The 19,151-nt window shown below is 65.4% G+C and carries 17 protein-coding genes; 4 read left to right on the top strand and 13 right to left on the bottom strand.

Features of this window, described 5'->3' with window-relative positions:
- Positions 1 to 15 precede the first annotated feature (15 nt).
- The 6 genes from V6V88_RS10345 to V6V88_RS10370 are packed head-to-tail and all read right to left on the bottom strand — an operon-like array spanning position 16 to position 5,863.
- Positions 16 to 726, bottom strand: coding sequence for an ABC transporter ATP-binding protein (locus V6V88_RS10345; protein ID WP_056316225.1), 711 nt, complete (start codon positions 724 to 726; stop codon positions 16 to 18).
- Positions 704 to 1,486 (bottom strand): ABC transporter ATP-binding protein, encoded by a 783-nt coding sequence (locus V6V88_RS10350; protein ID WP_338619213.1) that lies wholly within the window; start codon positions 1,484 to 1,486, stop codon positions 704 to 706. Before V6V88_RS10350 ends, V6V88_RS10345 begins: the two co-directional genes overlap by 23 nt.
- On the bottom strand, positions 1,483 to 2,469 hold the full coding sequence (locus V6V88_RS10355; RefSeq protein ID WP_338619214.1) for a branched-chain amino acid ABC transporter permease: 987 nt from the start codon (positions 2,467 to 2,469) through the stop codon (positions 1,483 to 1,485). Before V6V88_RS10355 ends, V6V88_RS10350 begins: the two co-directional genes overlap by 4 nt.
- A gap of 13 nt (positions 2,470 to 2,482) precedes the next feature.
- A complete protein-coding gene (locus V6V88_RS10360) occupies positions 2,483 to 3,352 on the bottom strand; it encodes a branched-chain amino acid ABC transporter permease (RefSeq protein WP_338619215.1) in 870 nt (289 codons plus the stop codon).
- 25 nt (positions 3,353 to 3,377) lie between these two features.
- Positions 3,378 to 4,544, bottom strand: coding sequence for an ABC transporter substrate-binding protein (locus V6V88_RS10365; RefSeq protein ID WP_338619216.1), 1,167 nt, complete (start codon positions 4,542 to 4,544; stop codon positions 3,378 to 3,380).
- Positions 4,545 to 4,582: 38 nt separating this feature from the next.
- The gene (locus V6V88_RS10370) at positions 4,583 to 5,863 is read right to left on the bottom strand and encodes an amidase (protein ID WP_338619219.1); all 1,281 of its coding nucleotides are present in this window, start codon (positions 5,861 to 5,863) and stop codon (positions 4,583 to 4,585) included.
- Between the two features lie 116 nt (positions 5,864 to 5,979).
- On the opposite strand from V6V88_RS10370, the gene V6V88_RS10375 reads away from it, so the two are divergent.
- On the top strand, positions 5,980 to 6,909 hold the full coding sequence (locus V6V88_RS10375; protein ID WP_175236132.1) for a LysR substrate-binding domain-containing protein: 930 nt from the start codon (positions 5,980 to 5,982) through the stop codon (positions 6,907 to 6,909).
- 47 nt (positions 6,910 to 6,956) lie between these two features.
- Here V6V88_RS10375 and V6V88_RS10380 read toward each other — a convergent pair whose 3' ends face one another.
- Together V6V88_RS10380 and V6V88_RS10385 are read right to left on the bottom strand one after the other, a co-directional pair.
- Positions 6,957 to 7,673 carry a GntR family transcriptional regulator gene (locus tag V6V88_RS10380; RefSeq protein ID WP_056316245.1) on the bottom strand — a complete coding sequence of 239 codons (717 nt, stop codon included), beginning with the start codon at positions 7,671 to 7,673 and terminating at the stop codon, positions 6,957 to 6,959.
- A 16-nt stretch (positions 7,674 to 7,689) separates the two neighbouring features.
- Positions 7,690 to 9,465: an IlvD/Edd family dehydratase gene (locus V6V88_RS10385; RefSeq protein ID WP_056316248.1), complete on the bottom strand. Its 1,776-nt coding sequence runs from the start codon at positions 9,463 to 9,465 to the stop codon at positions 7,690 to 7,692.
- Positions 9,466 to 9,687: 222 nt separating this feature from the next.
- On the opposite strand from V6V88_RS10385, the gene V6V88_RS10390 reads away from it, so the two are divergent.
- Positions 9,688 to 10,683 (top strand): tripartite tricarboxylate transporter substrate binding protein, encoded by a 996-nt coding sequence (locus V6V88_RS10390; RefSeq protein WP_056316251.1) that lies wholly within the window; start codon positions 9,688 to 9,690, stop codon positions 10,681 to 10,683.
- A gap of 289 nt (positions 10,684 to 10,972) precedes the next feature.
- Complete coding sequence (gene pdeR / locus V6V88_RS10395) at positions 10,973 to 12,970, top strand: cyclic di-GMP phosphodiesterase (RefSeq protein WP_142049347.1); 1,998 nt, start codon at positions 10,973 to 10,975, stop codon at positions 12,968 to 12,970.
- Positions 12,971 to 12,994: 24 nt separating this feature from the next.
- On the opposite strand, the gene V6V88_RS10400 is transcribed toward pdeR, so the two are convergent.
- Positions 12,995 to 13,879 (bottom strand): crotonase/enoyl-CoA hydratase family protein, encoded by an 885-nt coding sequence (locus V6V88_RS10400; RefSeq protein WP_056316258.1) that lies wholly within the window; start codon positions 13,877 to 13,879, stop codon positions 12,995 to 12,997.
- 323 nt (positions 13,880 to 14,202) lie between these two features.
- Positions 14,203 to 14,946 carry an SDR family oxidoreductase gene (locus V6V88_RS10405; protein ID WP_338619222.1) on the bottom strand — a complete coding sequence of 248 codons (744 nt, stop codon included), beginning with the start codon at positions 14,944 to 14,946 and terminating at the stop codon, positions 14,203 to 14,205.
- Positions 14,947 to 15,071: 125 nt separating this feature from the next.
- Between V6V88_RS10405 and V6V88_RS10410 the strand changes: the two genes are divergently transcribed.
- Positions 15,072 to 15,983, top strand: a complete 912-nt coding sequence (locus V6V88_RS10410) for a LysR family transcriptional regulator (protein WP_142049344.1) — start codon at positions 15,072 to 15,074, stop codon at positions 15,981 to 15,983.
- On the opposite strand, the gene V6V88_RS10415 is transcribed toward V6V88_RS10410, so the two are convergent.
- From V6V88_RS10415 to V6V88_RS10425, 3 genes are read right to left on the bottom strand one after another with little or no spacing between them, the layout of a single operon-like run.
- Positions 15,962 to 17,356, bottom strand: a complete 1,395-nt coding sequence (locus V6V88_RS10415; RefSeq protein WP_338619223.1) for a GntP family permease — start codon at positions 17,354 to 17,356, stop codon at positions 15,962 to 15,964. The genes V6V88_RS10410 and V6V88_RS10415 overlap by 22 nt on opposite strands.
- Positions 17,357 to 17,416: 60 nt before the next feature.
- Positions 17,417 to 17,854, bottom strand: a complete 438-nt coding sequence (locus V6V88_RS10420; RefSeq protein WP_338619224.1) for an NUDIX hydrolase — start codon at positions 17,852 to 17,854, stop codon at positions 17,417 to 17,419.
- A gap of 49 nt (positions 17,855 to 17,903) precedes the next feature.
- Complete coding sequence (locus V6V88_RS10425) at positions 17,904 to 19,124, bottom strand: hypothetical protein (RefSeq protein ID WP_338619225.1); 1,221 nt, start codon at positions 19,122 to 19,124, stop codon at positions 17,904 to 17,906.
- Between the last annotated feature and the right edge of the window lie 27 nt (positions 19,125 to 19,151).

The raw sequence follows: 19,151 nt of genomic DNA on the forward strand, positions 1-19,151 counted from the left end.
GATGGTGTCCTGTGTTTAAACGCCTAGAAAGGCAGTCTGTACCTTGGGGTCTTCGAGCAGGGCATCAGAAGCGTCGTCATAGACCTTCTCGCCCAATTGCAGAATGGCGGTCCGGCTGGCGACGCGCATCGCCCAGTTGGCGTTCTGTTCCGCCAGCACAAAGCTCAGGCCTTCGCGAGCCTGGATCTCGAGCAGAATGTCGCCAATGCGCTCGACGACAATAGGCGCCAGTCCCAAAGAGGGCTCATCCAGAAGGAACAATCTTGGTCCGCTCATCAGCGCACGGCCGATGGCCAGCATTTGCTGTTCGCCACCGGACAGGCTACCCGCAGCCTGGCGGGCGCGTTCCTTCAGGCGCGGGAAATAGCCGTAAATCTCGGTCATGCGCTGCGTGGCGCGTTCACGGCCCCGGCCGAACGCGCCCATCTTCAGGTTTTCGGCCACCGTCAGCGACGGAAACACGCGCCGTCCCTCCGGCGAGAACCCAATGCCCAGCTTGACCACTTCCGAGGCAGGCAGTGTCTTGATGCTGCGGCCTTCCCAGAGAATTTCGCCCTGATATTGCCGCGCCAGGCCGGAGATGGCGCGCAAGGTGCTGCTTTTGCCGGCGCCGTTGGCGCCGATGAGCGCGACGGTTTCACCCGCGGCGATGGTCAGCGACAACCGGCGCGTGCCGACCACCTGGCCATAACGTACTTCCAGATCACGCAATTCCAGCAGTGACATTTCTCGTCCCCAGATAAGCTTCGACAACCCGGCTGTCGCGCAGCACGTCGGCCGGTTTGCCTCGGGTCAATTCCTGGCCGGCGGCAACCACCAGCAGGCGGTCGCACAGGCCGGCGATAAAGCGCATGTTGTGATCGATCACCATGACGGTGACCCCGGATTCGCGCACTTGCTGGATGACCTTGCGCACCTGGTCGGTTTCCTCGGCGCTAAGGCCGGCAACGGGTTCATCCAGCATCAATAGCCGAGGCCGAGCCGCCAGTGCAATGGCAATGCCGAGGATCTTCTGTAAGCCGTAGGGCAGACTGCCGGCGCTGGCATCGGCCACGGCGCGCAGATTCATGCTGCCGAGCAATTGTTCGACCAGCGCGTCGGACTCGGCCCGGCGCTGGCTGCTGCTGCCCATGCCGAACAGAGCCGGCAGCGCGCCGGGATAGCGCAGCAGATAACAGCCGCGCACCAGGTTTTCGCGCACGCTGGCTGCGCTGTAGACGGCTGTGGATTGAAAGGTGCGCACCAGTCCGCGTCCGCTGAGTCTGGATGGCGCCCACCCGGTCACTTTTTCGCCATCGAAGACGACCGTGCCGCGTGAGGGCATGATGACGCCGCTGATCAGGTTGACCAATGTGGTCTTGCCCGCGCCGTTGGGGCCGATGACGCCAAGAATTTCGCCAGCATAGACTTCGAAACTTACGCCATCGACCGCTTTCAGACCGCCGAAGCTGCGACCGATGTCTTGCACCTCAAGCAAGGTTTTCATGCCTGGCCTCCACGGCGGCGCGTGGCCAGCCAGCTGAACAGACCTGCCAAGCCCGAAGGGAAGGCGGCCATCACGACGATAAGGGCGATGCCGAACAGAATGCGCTGCACTTCGACATAGCCGCGCAGCAATTCGGGCAGGGCAACCAGAAAGACGGCGCCGATAATGGGGCCGATGGCGTTGTACATGCCCCCTAGCACATTCATCACAACCAGATTGAGCGAATCGACCATGCCGAACGTGGTCGGATCGATGTACCGCATGAAGAAAGCCAGCAGCCCGCCTTGCAGACCCGCCAGCGCGCAACCCAGCACGAAAATGCCGACCTTGAGCGGCAACACGCGCACGCCCGCGCATTCGGTCAGACGCGGCGCCTCACGCACGGCATCGATGGCGCGGCCGGTTTCCGACATCAGCAACCGCACGCACAGCAGGGTGCATAGCGCCGCCGCGATCAGGGACACGTAGTACTGGGCCAGCGGTGAACTCCAGGCCGGGTTGAGCGGTGGCAGATTGGACAGCCCATTGGCGCCGCCCGTCAGGCTTTCCCATTCGACCAGCACCAGACGGATGATCTCGCCCAGCAAAAAGGTCACCAGCACAAAATACTTGCCGGTCAGGCGCAGTAGCACCGGGCCGACCAGCAGGGCGAGCAAGCCGGCTGCGGCAGTACCCACGGCCAGGCCCATGGCGGGCGGCAGTTGCAGTTTCGTGACGGCCAGCGCGCAGCCATAGGCGCCGATGCCGATAAAGCCTGCGTGCGATAGCGAAATATGGCCGGTTCGGATGATGAGGTGCAGGCTCAGAGCGCCGATGATGTTGAGCAGAATCAGCGCGCCGATGGCGAGCAGGAAGGCGTTGTCGAACACCTGGGGCGCCAGTGCCAGCAGCGCAAGCACCAGCAGGCCTGCCAGACTGGCTGCCAGGCCGCGTGAGCGCCGGGGCCGTGCGGGTCGCGCCAGGGGCATGGATAGTTGAGTCATGAGTGCGCGTCCTTCAGTGTTCGGGTTTGCCCAGCAGGCCCCAGGGGCGTATCACCAGCAGGGCGATGACTACCGCAAAGGAAACAAAGGTCGAGGTGGCCGAGCCGTAAAACGTGGCGAGGAAACTCTCGGCAAAGCCGAAAATCACACCGCCGAGCGCCGCGCCAGGGATGCTGCCCATGCCGCCCAGAATGACCACGATGAAGGCGACCATCAAAGGCCGCTCTCCCATGAAGGGCGAGAGTGCATAGGTCTGGGCGTAGATGGCCCCCGCGATGGCGGTCATGAAGACGGCCAGAAAGAATGCCAGCTGGTAGATGCGGCGCGTGTTCACCCCCTGCGCTTCGGCGATCTCGATGTCTTCGGCCGAGGCGCGCACCGCCAGGCCGTAGCGGCTGCTGCTCATGAAGGCCCAGAACGCCAGCAGTACGGCGATGGCGATGCCTATCACCATCAGCTTGTCGGCGGGAATCATGACCGGGCCCAGTTGCACCATGGTGTCGAGCGCTGCGGGCACCGAACGCTCATAGACGTCCCAGATCAGCACGCTGGTGTAGACAATGGCGATGTCCAATCCCAGCAGGCCAATCATGCTCTGGAACATCTTTTGATAGAAACGGCGGTACACCAGCCATTCCAGGATAAGGCTTAGCGAGGCGACTGTCAGTGCTGCCAGCACGATGGCGACCACGTATGGCAGCTTCAATTCGCCGAAGTAGTAGAACAGGGCGTAGCCGCCCAGCATGGCGAAACTGCCATGCGCGAAGTTGACGACTTTCATGATGCCGAACAACAGCGTGAAGCCAAGCGCGATCAGCACATAGATCGCACTCAGGCTCAAGCCATTGATCAGCACCTGCATCAGCACAGGTGCGGAGAACATGAGCATTCCTCGAAACGGGACGGGCTTATTCCTTGACCGGAACCAGGGAAGTCAGGGCATGCGGCTTGCCGTTCTTGATCTCGGTGATCCAGAACTTGTTCAGCAATTGATGGTTGACGCCATAAGCGCGTTCGCCGCCCCAGACCACCGGGCCGTAAATGCCGGCGTCAAAGCCGCTGATGCTCTCCATCGCCTTGCGTACCTTATCCGTGTCGCTGACCGTTCCCGCTTCTTCGATGGCCTTGAAGAGAATCCGCGCCGAGTTGTACCAGCCGGGCGTCTGGGCATTGATGACGCCGCTCCAGCGCTTTTTGTAGTTTTCGACGAACTTCCTGGCGGCGGGTTCGTTGAAGTCGAACACGTCATAGGACATGAAGCCCTCGGCCAGGGGGCCGGCGATATCGGCGACCTCATCGATGCCAGGGCCGCCCACCTGCCAGATGATGCCCTTGTAGCCTATCTGGCGAGCCTGTTTGACCAGCAGGCCGGCCTCGCCTGGCGCGTTCAAATTCAGGTCCAGCACATCGGCATCCTGGGCCATCATGCGCATCAAGAGCGGCGTGAATTCTTTGGAGCCGCGCTCATAGCCTTCCGACCACACGCTGTAGCCGGCGTCTTTATAGGCCTGGCCCAGCGTGGGCATGACGACTTGCCCGGTGGCGTCATTGGGCACGATCAGGGCCACTTTCCTGGCTTCTGGGCGGTTCTCCTTCAGCCACTTCACCATGGCCGGGCCGAACTCGACATTGCTGTTCATGGTGCGGAAGTTGTAGCCGTCCTTGCCGTTCTGCTTGAGGATGTCCGGCGCATAGCCATTGGACAGCATGATGACGCGGCCCTGATTGACGATGGGAACTGCCGCCATGACCGAAGGCGTGCCGATGGGCCCGACGATGAACTTGACCTTGTCGTAATTGACCAGCCGTTCGGCGGCCGTGCGCCCGCCGGTGGCGCTGTACTTGTCGTCATACATCAGCAATTCGGGCTTATAGGTCTTGCCGCCCACCTTGAGGCCGCCTTGCGCGTTGACTTCGTCGATCGCCATCTGCACGCCGCGCTGCACCGCCAGGCCCCACGCGGTGCCTCCACCCGACAGTGGCCCGATGCCGCCGATCTTCAGTGTCTCCTGGGCGTGGGCGCCCACGCTCAATGCACTCAAGGCCAGTGTGGCCAGGATATGTTTTGCTTTCATTGGTATTCCCCTTGTAGTCGTACTGCGGTTGACTGGATTCACGAGGCAGGCGGCGGCTGCAGCGCCTGGGTCACAAAGCGGGCGGCGGCGAGCAGGCGCGTGTCCTGGCCATAGGGGCCAATGAGTTGCGCGCCCACTGGCAGGCCGCCGGGCCCGATCTCCAGCGGAAAGGAGATGCAGGGCAAATGCAGCAATGTCCAGATCGCGCCATATCGGGGCGAGCCGGCCGACTGGTGGCCGGCTTCTGCTTCGCCTTCGGCGGCGGGATACAGCAGCACGTCGTAATCGCTGAACAGCCGGCGCGCACGCGCCCGCAGCCGCGCGGCCTGTTGCAGCATGAGGGTGTACTCGTCCAGGCCGATTTCGGTGCTGAGCCGGGCAGCCAGGCGCGGGCTCAGGCGATCTGCGTGTTGCAGGCGTTCCTGCGCCAGGGACAGGCGAGCCTCGAAGGCAAAGATGCGCAACTGAAGCGCTTCCAGCGCTTCGAACTCGTCCGGCAGCCAGAAGCGTTCAACCGTGCAGCCCTGGCCCTGCAATACGGCGGCGGCGCGCTCGATGGCGGCCAGTGTTGCCGCTTGCGCATAGTCCCATTGGCGGGACAGGCAGAGCCCCACGCGCGGGCGAGCGCCCGTCGCGGCCATGACGTCGCGCGCGGCATGCAGGCCCAGGGTGAAGAACGCCGCGTCGGCCACATCGCGAACGATCACCCCGACCGTGTCTTGCGAGGGGCTCAAGGCCTTCATGCCAGCCGAGGCGATCAGGCCGAAGCTGGGTTTGAAGCCCACGACGCCGCAGTAAATGGCAGGCCGGACAATGGAGGCGGTGGTCTGAGTGCCGAAGGCAACCGGCACCATGCCATCCGCGACTGCGGCGGCCGACCCGCTGGAGGAACCGCCAGGCGTATGGCTCACGCGCAGCGGATTGGCGGCGCGGCTGGGCGTTTGCGTGGCGAATTCGCCGGTGGCGACTTTGCCCAGAAGCATCGCGCCATGATGGCGGGCCATGGCGATGCAGCTGGCGTCGGTGGACGGGCGATGGCCTTGATAGATGGGGGAGCCGTACTCGGTCGGATAGTCAGCCGAGTCGAAGATGTCCTTGGCGGCAAACGGCACGCCACGCAACGGCGCGCCGGCCAGGGGCGTGACACGCCGGGCTTCTGCCAGGACGCGCTCGGGGTCATGCGCCACAAAGGCCTGTATTTCGTCGTTGCGCTCGGCGATACGGTCCAGGCAGGCCCGCGCCACCGCTTCGGGGGTGGTGTCGCCGCGGGCGATGGCGGCGGCCATTTCGCAGGCCGTCCATTGATTCAAAGGCTTCACAGTGAGATCCGTTGTGGGCTACGTCACTGAGAACTTTATGGTTGGCCAATTGGTATGTCTAATACAATAAAAAACAGCAATTAAGATGAAAACTGACCTAATGTTCGGGGTAAACCATGTCCTTGGTTTCACGCGCGCTGCGTGCGTTTGTGGTGGTGGCCGAAGAGCTGCACTTTGGCCGGGCGGCAGTCAGGCTCAATCTCAGCCAGCCGCCGCTTAGCCAGTTGATACGCCAATTCGAGGCCCAGGTCGGCACCGAGCTGTTCGTGCGCTCCACCCGGTCCGTCAAGTTGACCAAGGCGGGCGAAGTGCTCTTGCTGCGCGCGCGGCGTTTGCTCGACGAGGATGAGGCCGCCGTGCATGCGGCGCGGCGTGCCGGCAGCGGTGATGCCGGGCGGCTGGCGGTGGGTTTTGTCAGCACCGCGGCTTATCAGGTCCTGCCGCGTGTGCTGGCGAAGTACCGCGCGGAGTATCCGGACGTCGAATTGGTGCTGGAAAATGCGCTGACCAGCGAGCTGACGGAACAGTTGATGGCCAATACCATCGACCTGGCGATCTTTCGCCGTTTGCCGCGCGCGGTCGAGCCCGATCTGGTGTTTGAGCGGGTGCACCGCGAGAAGATGATCCTGGCCTTGCCGCCGGGACATCCGCTGACACGTTATGAACGCGTGCCGATGGCGCGTCTTGACGGTCAGGATGTGGTCGGCTTTAAACGTGAGGCCTCGTCGTACTTCAATGCCGTGCAGACGCGATTGTTCCGGGATCACAATGTGCGGCCGCATATCGTGTACGAGAGCGTTCTGCCGACCTTGCTGGCGCTGGTGGAAGGCGGAATGGGGGTGGCCCTGGTGCCGGAATCGGCGGCGACGCTGCGCATTAACGGCGTCGAATACCGGCCGCTGACGGGGCAGCAAAATGCCTTCGATGTGGACCTTTACTGTGCTCGTCGCCCCGACAACGTCAACCCTACGGCGGAAGCCTTCGCCCGGATTCTGCGCGGATCAAAGAAGGGCTTGCCCGCCGGTTCCGAGGCTAAAACGAAGTGACCGAGATTGATGGATGCCTTGACAAGTAAGCCATCATCAGCGAGCGGTCAGATCGCAGCGGAAGGCGGCAGGTACGCGCCCTGCGTCTGCGCATACGCCTGTTGCGAGGCCAGATAGGCATCGCGCGACGGGATCAGGTGGTCGCGGCACACGGCCATCAGCGCGTCGCGGTCGCCGTCGCGCAGTGCCTGGATCATCGTCCAGTGCTCCTGACGCGCCCGTTCGCGGTGGCCGGCTGTCACCAGCGAGCCGAAGCGGATCGGGTGGGTGCGGCGCGCGTATTCCTCGATGGCCTGGCCCAGCACGGCGTTGTCCAGCAGGCCGACGAATTCACGGTGAAAGTGCTGGTTGCTGCGGAACACGCGGCGCGCGTCGCCCGCCGCCACCGCCGCATCGTGCTCGCGCTGCACCGCCACCAGCGCGGCCAGCCGCGCTTCGGGCACGGGCAGCGGCATCTGGCGGGCGGCGTGCACTTCCAGCACTTCGCGCAAGGCGTACAGCTCCATCACCTCGCGCACCGAGAACGCGCGCACCACCGCGCCGATGTTGCGCTTTTTCTCGACCACGCCCAGGAGCTCCAGGTCGACCAGCACCTGGCGCACCGCGTGCCGCTTCATGCCAAAGCGCGCCATCAGCTCGTCCTCGGTCAGGCGTTCGCGCGGATGCAGCCGGCCGAAGACGATGTCTTCCTCCAGCGCGGCCACCGCCGCCTGTACGGCGTCGGGGGCGGGTTCCTGCAAGGCGGCGGGCGTGATGGCGTTCATGGCAATGAGGGCAGGTTTACTTCTTGGGCACCGTGTCGTGCGTGACGCCGGCGCGCAGGAAGTCGAAGTCGACGCCCTGGTCGGCCTGCGTCACGGACTGCAGGAAGAGCTTGCGGTAGCCGCGGTCGGCGGCCGGCCGCGTGATGGGTTGGGCGGCGGCGCGGCGCGCCAATTCGGCGTCGTCGACCAGCAGCGCGATTTCGCGCCGGGCCACCGACAGGCGGATGCGGTCGCCGTTTTGCACATAGGCCAGCGGACCGCCGATGGCGGATTCCGGCGTGACGTGCAGCACGATGGTGCCGGCCGCGGTGCCGCTCATGCGGCCGTCAGAGATCCGGACCATGTCCTTGACGCCGGCGCGCGCCAGCTTCTTCGGGATGGGCATGTAGCCGGCTTCAGGCATGCCCGGCGCGCCGGTGGGACCGATGCGCTTGAGCACCAGGATGTCGTCGGCGGTCACGTCCAGCGCGTCGTCGTCGATGCGGCGCGCCATGTCCTCGGCGTCTTCGAACACCACCGCGCGGCCTTCGTGCTCCATCAGTTGGGGATTGGCCGCCGACTGCTTGATGATGGCGCCGCCGGGCGCCAGGTTGCCGCGCAGCACGGCCAGGCCGCCCACCGGATAGATGGGCGCGGCGGCCGTGCGGATGACGTCCTGCTTGAAGGGCGGGGGGGCGTCGTCCAGCTCTTCGCCCAGCGTGCGGCCGGACACGGTGAGCGCGTCCAGATGCAGGAAGGGACGCAGCTCGCGCAGCAGGGCGGGCATGCCGCCCGCGTCGTGGAAGTCTTCCATGTAGTGCTGGCCCGACGGCTTCAGGTCGACCAGCACGGGCGTCTCGCGGCTGATGCGGTCCAGGCCGGCCAGGTCGATGTCGATGCCCAGGCGGCCGGCGATGGCGGTCAGATGGACGATGCCGTTGGTCGACCCGCCGATGGCGAGCAGCACGCGCAACGCGTTTTCGATGGACTTGCCGGTCAGGATGCGGTCCGGGGTCAGGCGCGAAGCCGCCATGGCGACGGCGGTGGCGCCGGTGTGCTCGGCCACGCGCACGCGGTCGGCGGTGACGGCCGGGGCCGAGGCGCCGCCGGTCACCATCATGCCCAGCGCTTCGGTGATGCAGGCCATCGTGCTGGCCGTGCCCATGACGGAACAGGTGCCCACGCTGGCGACGAGCTGGTTGTTCACGTCGGCGATCTCGACGGCGTCGATTTCCTCGGCGCGGTAGCGGCCCCAGTAGCGGCGGCAGTCGGTGCATGCGCCCACGCGCTCGCCGCGGTGCGAGCCGGTCAGCATCGACCCGGTGACGAGCTGGATGGCGGGTACGCCTGCCGAGGCGGCGCCCATCAGTTGCGCCGGCACGGTCTTGTCGCAGCCGCCGATCAGCACGACGGCGTCCATCGGCTGCGCGCGGATCATCTCCTCGGTGTCCATGGACATGAGGTTGCGCAGGTACATGCTGGTGGGCTGGGAAAAGCTTTCGTGCACCGAGATGGTGGGAAAGTCCATCGGCAGGCCGCCGGCCAGCATGACGCCGCGCTTGACGGCCTCGATGAGCTGCGGGGCGTTGCCGTGGCAGGGGTTGTAGCTGCTGCCGGTGTTGACGATACCGATGATGGGACGCGCCAGGGCATCGTCCGACAGGCCGGCGCCCTTGATGAAGGCCTTGCGCAGGAACAGCGAAAAACCCTTGTCGCCGTAATTGGTCAGCCCGCGGGCGACGCCTTGCGCGGTGGCGCTGTCGCTGTCAAAGGGGCCCTTGCCGGGCTTGCCGCCCTTGGTCTCGTCCGTCATTTTCAGTCCCGATAATATTATTGATAATCCTGCGGCGACATCATATCCAGCCCCTTGCGACGCCCGCAAGCGGTATGTGCACATGCCTTCTATTGATCTGAAATAAAGATCAGTCGATAGAAAAATGTCGATTCTTCAATCAAGCACGGCCCCCTACACTGGCTCGGTTGACGAACCGGGCGTCCGTTCATTCCTATACCCATCCCGGCTTGGAGAGACCCTATGTCAGACCTGCGTCTGCGGCCGCGCCGCGCCGTGCTGTTTTCCCTGCTGGCCCTTTGCGCCGGCGTTTCCGCCCCGGCGCTTGCCGCCGACGCCTATCCGGACAAGCCCATCCGCATGATCGTGCCTTACCCGCCCGGGGGCGCCACCGACGTGATCGGCCGCGTGCTTGCGCAGGAATTGACGGGCGCGCTGGGCCAGACCGTGGTCGTGGAAAACCGCGCGGGCGCTGCGGGCAACATCGGCGCCGATCAGGTCGCCAAGGCCCAGCCCGACGGCTACACGCTGCTGATGGGCGCGCTGACCAGCCACTCCATCAATGCCGCGCTGTACCGCGGCCGCGTCACGTACGACGTGGAAAAGAGCTTCGCGCCGGTGTCCATCGTCGGCACCGTGCCGCTGGTGTTCGTGGTGAATCCGTCGGTGCAGGCCAAGACGCTGCCCGAATTCATCGCGCTGGCCAAGTCCAAGCCCGGCTACCTGACCATGGCCTCGGCCGGCAATGGCTCGCCCCAGCATCTGGCCGGCGAAATGTTCAAGCGCGCGGCGGGCGCCGACATCCTGCACGTGCCTTACAAGGGCAGCGGCCCGGCCATGACCGACCTGATGGGCGGCCAGGTGCTGAGCATGATCGAGACGGTGCCTGCGGCGCAGGCCAACATCAAGGCGGGCAAGCTGCGCGCCCTGGCGGTGACCTCGCCGCAGCGCGTGGATGCGCTGCCCGACGTGCCCACCGCCGCCGAAGCCGGCCTGAAGGACTTCGAGGTCAGCTCGATGTTCGGCATCGTGGCGCCGGCCAACACGCCGGCGCCGGTCATCGAACGCCTGAATGCCGAGCTCAAGAAGATCCTGGCCAAGCCCGAAGTGAAGGCGTCGCTCCTGAACCAGGGCGCGATCGCCACGTGGACCACGCCTGCCGACGCCGGCAAGCGCGTGTCGGCCGAAGTGGCGCGCTGGACCAAGGTCATCGATGAGGCGGGCGTGAAGGGCGAATAAGCCCATTGCCGCGGGCGCCTTGCGCGCCATCTCCGCCATGCGCCGGAAATCCGCCAGGGGTTTCCGGCGTTGTCGTTTTTGCGGGTATTGAAAGGAAGCGAAATAATCGATTCCCGTTGCACGCCGCCTGCGCCGGGAAAACACCTGTATTTCAGACAATTGCAAAGCTGCGGGAATGGCTGTGCAATAAAACGCAATAAACAGGTTTGCACCGCCGCAAAGATGGTTGACCCCAAATTCAGTAGCCCGTAATGTGTTTCGCGGGCCTTAGGACGGCGGGGGGATACCAATGACTGAGAACCAGGACGAAAAGTCGATCCTGCACACGCATTTCGGTACGCAGAGCCCATATTGGCGGTTATCCGCCGATAGCGATGCGATTGAACTCGCCGCAGTCAAGGGCGCGACCAATATTGCCATGGCCTTGCGCCCGGATCAGGCCGAGGCCGTGCGCAGCCTGACCGGCATCACGTCCAGCTTGCGCATCGACATCACGTTGTATGGCGATCTGCTGCACCTGCACCTGGTCGGCCGCAAGATCAACGCCAACGAATGGGCCGGCACCGCATCGGCTCACACCGATACCGAATCCGTCGCCAAGGACCTCGTCGAAGGCCTGTCGTTCGCCGAAACGGTGGTGTCGGAAGCCAATTCGGTCATCGCCATCGTGGACCAGAATGGCCGCGTGCAGCGCTTCAACAAGCTGTGCGAGGAATACACCGGCAAGCGCGAACAGGACATCGTGGGCCGCAGCGTCTTCGAGATGTTCATGACGCGCGAAGAAGCCATCGCCTCGCGCCGTAATATTGCCGAGTTCTACAAGCGCGGACAGTCGTATGAGGTCGAGCGCACGATCAACACCGTCAAGGGGCCGCGCCTCTTTCTGTTCCGCAACAAGTTCGTCACCAGCGGCAGCGGCGAAAAGCGCGTCTACCTGATCTGTTCGGGCACGGACATCACGGAAGAGCGTCAGGCGCAGGAACGCCTGCGGGTGCTTGCCAACACCGACATGCTGACCAACCTGCCCAACCGGCACGCGATCACGTCGCGGTTGAAGGCCGCGCTGGAAGCCGGCCGGGAAGGGCGGGGCGGGGTGCTGTTCCTGGACCTGGACAACTTCAAGCGCATCAACGACCACTACGGCCACGGCTTCGGCGACCGGCTGTTGAAAGCCGTGGCCGTCGCCATCTCGAACTGCCTTTCCGATGGACAGACGCTGGCCCGCCTGGGTGGCGACGAATTCATCGTGCTGCAGGAAGAAGCGCAGGCCTGGCAGTTGGAGGCGACCGCGCAGCGCATCATCGACCGGCTGCGCGAGCCCTTCCGCCAGGGCCTCATCGAGGTCTACACCAGTTGCTCCATCGGCATCGCCATGTATCCCGACCACGGGGCCGACCTGGACAGCGTGGTGCGCAGCGCCGACATCGCCATGTATGTGGCCAAGGAAGCGGGCCGCCATACGTACCGGGTGTTCCAGCCCGACATGGACCGCCGCAACGCGGACTACGTGTGGCTGGACACCAATCTGCGCAAGGCGCTGGCCGAGAATCATCTGATGCTGTACTACCAGCCCAAGCTGGTGGGACGCACCGGCGAGGTGGACGGCGTGGAAGCGCTGGTGCGCTGGCGCTCTCCGGAGCGCGGCATGGTCGGGCCCGACACCTTCATTCCGTATGCCGAGGAGTCGGGCCTCATCTCGCCGCTGGGTGTCTGGGTGATGCGCGAAGCCGCGCGGCAGGCGGCGGCCTGGAAGCGCGACGGCCTGAACCTGCGCATCGCCATCAATATGTCGGCCCGCCAGCTGGACGACAAGGGCGTGGTCAGCGAATTCATGCGGGCCATCAACGACGCCAGCCTCAATCCCTGCCTTCTCGATATCGAACTGACGGAAAGCTGCCTGATCGACGATGAAGACGCCGCCATCGAACTCATCAAGCAGTTCCGGCAACTGGGCGCGCGCGTGCACCTGGACGACTTCGGCACGGGCTATTCGTCGCTGTCGCAGCTGGCGCGAATTCCGCTGGACGCGATCAAGCTCGACGCCAGCTTCGTGCGCGGCGTGAACGAGAATCCGGTGTCGCAGGCGCTGGCGCGCGCCATCGTCGCGGTGGCGCGCACGCTGGAGCTCAAGGTCATCGCCGAGGGCGTGGAAACCCAGGAAGAAACGGTCTTCCTGGACACCCTGGGCGTGGACGCCAAGCAGGGCTATCTGTACGCCAAGCCCATGCCGGCGCAAGAGCTCACCGCCTGGCTGGCGCAACGCCGCCGGCTGCATCTCATTGCGTGACGCAACCGGCGGCGCGCCGCCGGGTCAGTGCATGGTGGCCACTTCGGTGGCCTCCGAGCTGCCTGCCGTGCGGCGGTTCTGCGCCATCACCAGCCGTTCCATGTAGGCGCGGTCCTTCGGATCGATGGAGAAGGCCGCCTCGACCCAATCCTCGGTGATATCCATCAGCTCGGAACGCGATAGGCTGAGCACGCGTTGGCGGGCGCGCAGCATCGCGCGCATGCCGTTGAGCTTGGGGCGCATCACGTCGATGAAAGTGCGCGTGGCCTTGTAGGCGTCGCCCGGCTCGAACAGCACGTCGACCAGGCCGCGGCCGTGATACCACTCGGCGGTGTGCGATTCGCCGGTGCCGATCAGCTCTTCGGCCAGCTTCATGCCCGAGCGGCGCGCGACCAGCGAATAGCCGCCCATGCCGGGAAACAGGTTGAACGCCATTTCGGGAAAGCCCATGCGCGCATTGTTCTGCGCCAGCACGAAGTGGTGGGCCAGCGCGGCCTCGAAGCCGCCGCCCAGCGCGGTGCCTTCGATCATCGCCAGCGAGATGGCGCCGGTATCGAAACCGCGCGTGGCGGCATGCACGCAGTCCACGCAGGCGCGGGCATAGGCCCGCAGCGCCTCGCGCTTGCCGGTGCGGATGGCCTCGGCGAAAAAGTTCAGGTCGCCGCCAACGTTGTAGATCTGGGGCACCAGCGAACCGGTGACCCAGAAGTCGATGGGCAGGCCGGAATCCTTGGCGGCGCGCGCCAGGGTCATGATCTCGTCGATGAGTTCATGGTTAAAGCACGGGCGCGGTTGCGCGCGCAGCATCATCCACATGACACGGCGACCTTCCTCGTAATACGCGGAGATCTGCTTCAGATTGCCTGCGGCGGTAAAGGGGTGGCAGTCCGGATGAATGAGTTGATTCATTGCTTTCGTCCAATCGATCAAGGTGAGTCGGAGTACTGCCGGGTCAGGCTAAACCACGGCTTAGGCACTCCGTCTCATGCAAACCTCGTCCAACTGGCCAGACTTTTCCGTAATGCAAAGTCCCGAGCGCGAGATCGGAAAATTTCAAAACCTGCAACGGCTCCTCGGTCCATCGGCCGAGGCGCGCATGGGTAGAACGGATGAGGACAGCAGCAAATATGCGGCGTTCAGCGCCGTGAAAGAAAAGCCCGGCCGACTGGCCGGGCTCGTGCGTTGGGATGAGAGCGCGCCGCAGGAAGGCGCCGGCGCCGACGAAAAAGTTTTCAGGCCACGCCGCCATTGGCGCGCACGATCTGCCCATTTACCCACCCGCTGTCCGGTCCCGCCAGGAACGAGACGATGCCCGCGATGTCATCCGGTTGGCCCAGGCGTTCCAGCGGCGGCATCTTGGCGTAGTGCTCGATCAGCTCGGGGCTCTTGCCCTTGAAGAACAGCTCGGTGGCGACGGGGCCGGGGGCGACGGCATTCACCCTGATCTGGCGGCCGCGCAGTTCCTTGGCAAAAACCTGCGTCAGGCTTTCGACGGCGGCCTTGCTGGCGATGTAGACCGAGTAGCCGGGCAAGTTGAGCGCGACGGTGGTGCTGGACACATTGACGATGCTGCCGCCATCGGCAAGGCGGGCGGCCGCCTCGCGCAAAGTGTTGAAGGTGCCCCGGGTGTTGATGTCGAACGTCCGGTCGTACAGGTCGTCGCTGGTGTCCGCCAGCGGCTGCACCTGCAGCACGCCCGCGCTGTTGACCAGCACGTCCAGGCGGCCGAATTCGGCCGTGACGGCATCGAACATCGCGCGCACCGCATCCGGCTTGGAGACGTCTGCACGCACCGCGAGGGCGCGTCCGCCGGCCTGGCGGATGTCGGCGGCCAGGGCGTCGGAGTCTGCCGCGCCGGACGCATGGTTGATGGCGACGGCAAAGCCGTCATTGGCCAGGCGGCGCACGATGGCGGCGCCGATGCCGCGCGATCCGCCCGTGACGAGGGCAACGCGTTGGGAAGCTTGGTCGGTCATGCGATCTCTCCGTGAAGGGGTGAGGCATATGATCGACTATTCCGTTCGAAAGATAATTAGCCTCCGTTTGCTAAGATAATTTCATTTGCTTTAACAATGGACCTGCGTGGCAGGTAGCCAAAGGCATGGATCGATTCCAGGAAATGCAGGTGTTCGTGCGCATTGCAGAGCGCGGCAGCTTTACCAAGGCCTCCGATGACCTGCGCATTCCGCGCGCCACGGTGACCAACCTGATCAAGCGCATGGAGGCCCGGTTGGGCGCACGCCTGCTCGAGCGCACCACGCGTCAGGTGCGGCTGACGCACGACGGCGAGGCCCACTACCGGCGGTGCGTGCGGCTGCTGGCCGACCTGGAGGAGGCCGATGGCGCGTTCCTGGATACGGCCCCCAAGGGGCTGCTCAGGGTCAATGCGCAGGGCACGCTTGCCCGCTTTTTCGTAATGCCCGGCCTGCCGGACTTTCTGAAGCGCTATCCCGACATTGCCCTGCACTTGGGCGAAGACGACCGGCTGGTTGACTTGGTGCGTGAAGGCGTGGACTGCGTGCTGCGGGCGGGCGTGCTGCAGGATTCGACGCTTGTCGGGCGGACGATCGCGCAGATGCCGCAGGTGACGGTGGCCAGCCCCGCCTACCTGGCTCGACATGGCATGCCGGACAGCGTGCAGGCGCTGGAAAAGCACCTGGCCGTGGACTACGTGTCCAGCGCCACGGGCCGCGCGGCGCCGCTGGATTTTTGGGTCGATGGCCGCATCGTGCAGGTGCGCCCGCGCGCGGTTGTCAGCGTGAGCGGCGCCGAGCTTTACACCAGCGCGGCGTTGGCGGGCCTGGGTATGGTGCAGGTGCCGCGCTATCGCGTGGAACGCGAACTGGCGGCGGGGCACTTGAAGATCGTGCTGCCCCACGCGCCGCCCGCGCCGATGCCGGTGTCGGTGTTGACGCCGCAGAACCGGCAGGTGCCGGCGCGGGTGCGCGTGTTCACGCAGTGGCTGGCGGGCGTGTTTGCCGCCGCCTTCGATCAGACGATGCCGGTCAGGTAGAACACGCCGATCACCAGGAACACCGACAGCGTCGATATCAGGGTGATGGCGAAGATATCGCCATAGGACTGGCGGTGCGTCAGGCCCGTGACGGCCAGCAGCGTGATGACCGCGCCGTTGTGCGGCAGCGTGTCCATGCCGCCGCTCGCCATCGCAGCAACCCGGTGCAGCACTTCCATGGGAATGCCGGCCGCCAGGGCGCCGTCGATGAAGGTCTGCGACATCGCGGCCAGCGCGATGCTCATGCCGCCAGAGGCCGATCCGGTGATGCCGGCCAGCGTCGTCACCGCCACGGCTTCGCCGACCAGCGGATCGGGAATGGCCTTCAGGGCCTGCGCCACCAGCAGAAAGCCCGGCAGTGCGGCGATGACGCCGCCGAACCCGTACTCGGCCGCGGTGTTCATCGAGGCCAGCAGCGCGCCCGACACGGCGCTCTTGCTGCCCTCCGCAAAATGCGACTTGATGGCGCGAAACGAGAACAGCAGGATGGTGACGATGCCCGCGATCAGCGCACCCATCACGGCCCACAGCGCCACCTGCTCGTCCGCGTTGACGGGCAGGGGCTTGGGCAGGCCGGGCAAGTTCACTTCGGAACCGGCCGGATACCAGCCCGGGATCCAGCGCGTCAGCAGAAAGTTCATCACACCCACCACCACCAGCGGCAGCAGCGCGATCAGCGGATGATGATTGCGTTCGGTGGGGGGCGTGGCGGGTTCGTTGCGCAGGTCCGTGCCGTAGGTCTCGCCGGCCGCGGCGGCGCGCTTGCGGCGCCATTCCAGGTAGGCGATGCCCGCGGTCAGCGTGAACGTGGCGCCGATGAGGCCCAGCCAGGGCGCGGCCCAGGTCGTGGTCTCGAAGAAGGTCGTCGGAATGATGTTCTGGATCTGCGGCGTGCCCGGCAGCGCCGTCATGGTGAACGTGAAGGCGCCCAGCGCAATCGCGCCCGGCATCAGACGCTTGGGGATGCCGCCCTGGCGGAACATCTCGGCGGCAAACGGGTACACCGCGAACACCACCACGAACAGCGACACGCCGCCGTAAGTCAGCACCGCGCAGACCAGCACGATGGCCACGATGGCGCGCTCGGCCCCGATCAGCCGCAGCACCGCTTGCACGATGGCGCGCGAAAAGCCCGATAGCTCGATCAGCTTGCCGAACACGGCGCCCAGGAGGAACACGGGGAAGTAGAGCTTGGCAAAGCCCGCCATGCGCTCCATGAAGATGCCCGAGAACACGGGCGCCAGCGCGGACGGGTCCGTCAGCAGCACCGCGCCCATCGCCGCAATGGGCGCGCAAAGGATGACGCTATAGCCTCGATACGCCGCCAGCATCAAGAACGCCAACGCCGCCACCACGATGAACAATCCGGTCATTCGGTACTCCAGGAATGAAGAGACAAGGGGTGTGGGGCTACACCTTAACGTATTGGGCGGTCAGCGCGCTGCCATCAAGTCGGCCGCCTTGTGCGCCAGTTCCGCCACCCCGAAGCTGGTGGCCAGCGCGTGGGCATCAAGATCGTCCAGCGACACCCAGCGCGCGTCGCGGGCATCGTCGCCGGCGACCGGTTCGCCGGACACCCAGCGGCACAGCACCGCGATCAGGATGAAGTGGCGGCGCAGGGCGCCTGCGTCGTCGCGGTCGAACACGTCGACGGCGTCGAAGACGTGCAGCGGCTCGGCCGTGACGCCCGTTTCTTCCAGCAACTCTCGCGCGGCCGCGTCGGGCAGGCGTTCGCCCGCATCGATCTTGCCGCCCGGAAACGCCCAGCGGTCCTGATCGGGCGGATTGGCGCGGCGCACCAGCAGCACGTGGCCGTCGCGCACGACGGCGGCGATGGTGGCGGCGATGGGGCGCGGGGCGGGTTGGGTCATGCGGGTCTCCAGCGGCAGTCAGGCATGCGGCAAGGATACGCTGGTCCGTTCACACTTCTTCGATGCGTTGGCTGGGGGCGAACGGCGTGCCCAGGCCGAGCAGCGCGTAGATGCGTTCGGTGATGCGCTGGCGCCGTGTCGGCCTGCCCATGCGCCACCGCATGTCGAGCCACAGAAGCGGCAGCGCAAAGCACAGCCATACCACCAGGAACATCCCCAGGATGAAGAGCGCGAGTTCCGGAAAATCGCCCTGTAGCGCGTCGGCGTCCATGAACCAGGTCAGGCCAATCAGAAACAGCCAGACCGCAAGCATCAGGCCGCCGATGGCCTTGAGCAGGGGCGCGCGCTGGTTCATGCCGACGCCGACCGGCGTGTCGCGGCCGGGAATGGCGCGGAATCGCAGATGGCACATGTAGGCGCGCCCGTCCTCCAGATTGCGCAGCGCATACACCGCATGCGGTTCGCCCGGAACCGGCTGGGCGTTGACGGCCATTTCAACGGCATCGTCCTGCGCCAGGAACGGCTGCCAGCTTCCCAGCGATTCATCGACCGTCATCAGGAACGTGCGGCCCTGGATGGAAAAGCGATAGTGGCCGTAGGTCGGGCCTTTGTGCACATGCCGCGTTTCATGCGTGATCCCGTCAAGCTGCCCCCGGATCAGGAGCAGGGGCGGATCGCCATCCTGCGTCAGCGCGGCCGGTTCCTGCCGGGGAAGCGGGGCGGCTGGCGCGGCTGAAGCGGCCGCCATGGCCGCTGGCCGCCGGGCGGGATCGAACTGCGCCTCGCTGGCGAGAATGCGTGGCCGCTCGCGGCGGTTGTGCCAGAGGACATGCAAGGCATTCGCGGCAAGTACCAGCCCCATCAACGCGATCACCAGCGCGAACACCATCAGGAATACGCGCGGCAGCGTCGCGATCCCGGACAGCCACGCTGCACCCAGCGCGGTCACGCCCACGGCGCCGCAGATCGCGGCCTCGCGCCCGCTACGCCGTTGCGCGGTCTGGTAGGTGAGCGGAGCAATGGGATCGCCCTGCGCCGGCACGGCCCAACAGAAGCGGTTCAGGCCATGCTCGGCCTCCAGCACCCCAATGCGCACGGCCGTGCCTTTGTCGTGGAAGGCGCGCAGCTGGGCGATGTGCGATGGGTCCAGCCCGGGACCCCAGATCATCTGCGCGCCGATCCGCAGGAACACATCGTCTCGCCGGACCGGCGTGGCGACCCGGATCTGGTCTATCGTGCCTTCGATGATGCGGGCGGCTTGTTGCGGCATGTCGGCGCGGCGGATGCAAAGCCGCAA

Origin of the sequence: Achromobacter sp. E1 (assembly GCF_037039475.1) — a bacterium.
GTDB classification, from domain to species: Bacteria; Pseudomonadota; Gammaproteobacteria; order Burkholderiales; family Burkholderiaceae_B; genus Achromobacter; species Achromobacter mucicolens.

Excerpts from the sequence above, each read along its gene's own strand:
- V6V88_RS10345 (WP_056316225.1), bottom strand. The coding sequence starts at position 726 with ATGTCACTGCTGGAATTGCGTGATCTGGAAGTACGTTATGGCCAGGTG.
- V6V88_RS10350 (WP_338619213.1), bottom strand. The coding sequence starts at position 1,486 with ATGAAAACCTTGCTTGAGGTGCAAGACATCGGTCGCAGCTTCGGCGGT.
- V6V88_RS10355 (WP_338619214.1), bottom strand. The coding sequence starts at position 2,469 with ATGACTCAACTATCCATGCCCCTGGCGCGACCCGCACGGCCCCGGCGC.
- V6V88_RS10360 (WP_338619215.1), bottom strand. The coding sequence starts at position 3,352 with ATGTTCTCCGCACCTGTGCTGATGCAGGTGCTGATCAATGGCTTGAGC.
- V6V88_RS10365 (WP_338619216.1), bottom strand. The coding sequence starts at position 4,544 with ATGAAAGCAAAACATATCCTGGCCACACTGGCCTTGAGTGCATTGAGC.
- V6V88_RS10375 (WP_175236132.1), top strand. The coding sequence starts at position 5,980 with ATGTCCTTGGTTTCACGCGCGCTGCGTGCGTTTGTGGTGGTGGCCGAA.
- V6V88_RS10380 (WP_056316245.1), bottom strand. The coding sequence starts at position 7,673 with ATGAACGCCATCACGCCCGCCGCCTTGCAGGAACCCGCCCCCGACGCC.
- V6V88_RS10385 (WP_056316248.1), bottom strand. The coding sequence starts at position 9,465 with ATGACGGACGAGACCAAGGGCGGCAAGCCCGGCAAGGGCCCCTTTGAC.
- V6V88_RS10390 (WP_056316251.1), top strand. The coding sequence starts at position 9,688 with ATGTCAGACCTGCGTCTGCGGCCGCGCCGCGCCGTGCTGTTTTCCCTG.
- pdeR (WP_142049347.1), top strand. The coding sequence starts at position 10,973 with ATGACTGAGAACCAGGACGAAAAGTCGATCCTGCACACGCATTTCGGT.
- V6V88_RS10400 (WP_056316258.1), bottom strand. The coding sequence starts at position 13,879 with ATGAATCAACTCATTCATCCGGACTGCCACCCCTTTACCGCCGCAGGC.
- V6V88_RS10405 (WP_338619222.1), bottom strand. The coding sequence starts at position 14,946 with ATGACCGACCAAGCTTCCCAACGCGTTGCCCTCGTCACGGGCGGATCG.
- V6V88_RS10410 (WP_142049344.1), top strand. The coding sequence starts at position 15,072 with ATGGATCGATTCCAGGAAATGCAGGTGTTCGTGCGCATTGCAGAGCGC.
- V6V88_RS10415 (WP_338619223.1), bottom strand. The coding sequence starts at position 17,356 with ATGACCGGATTGTTCATCGTGGTGGCGGCGTTGGCGTTCTTGATGCTG.
- V6V88_RS10420 (WP_338619224.1), bottom strand. The coding sequence starts at position 17,854 with ATGACCCAACCCGCCCCGCGCCCCATCGCCGCCACCATCGCCGCCGTC.
- V6V88_RS10425 (WP_338619225.1), bottom strand. The coding sequence starts at position 19,124 with ATGCCGCAACAAGCCGCCCGCATCATCGAAGGCACGATAGACCAGATC.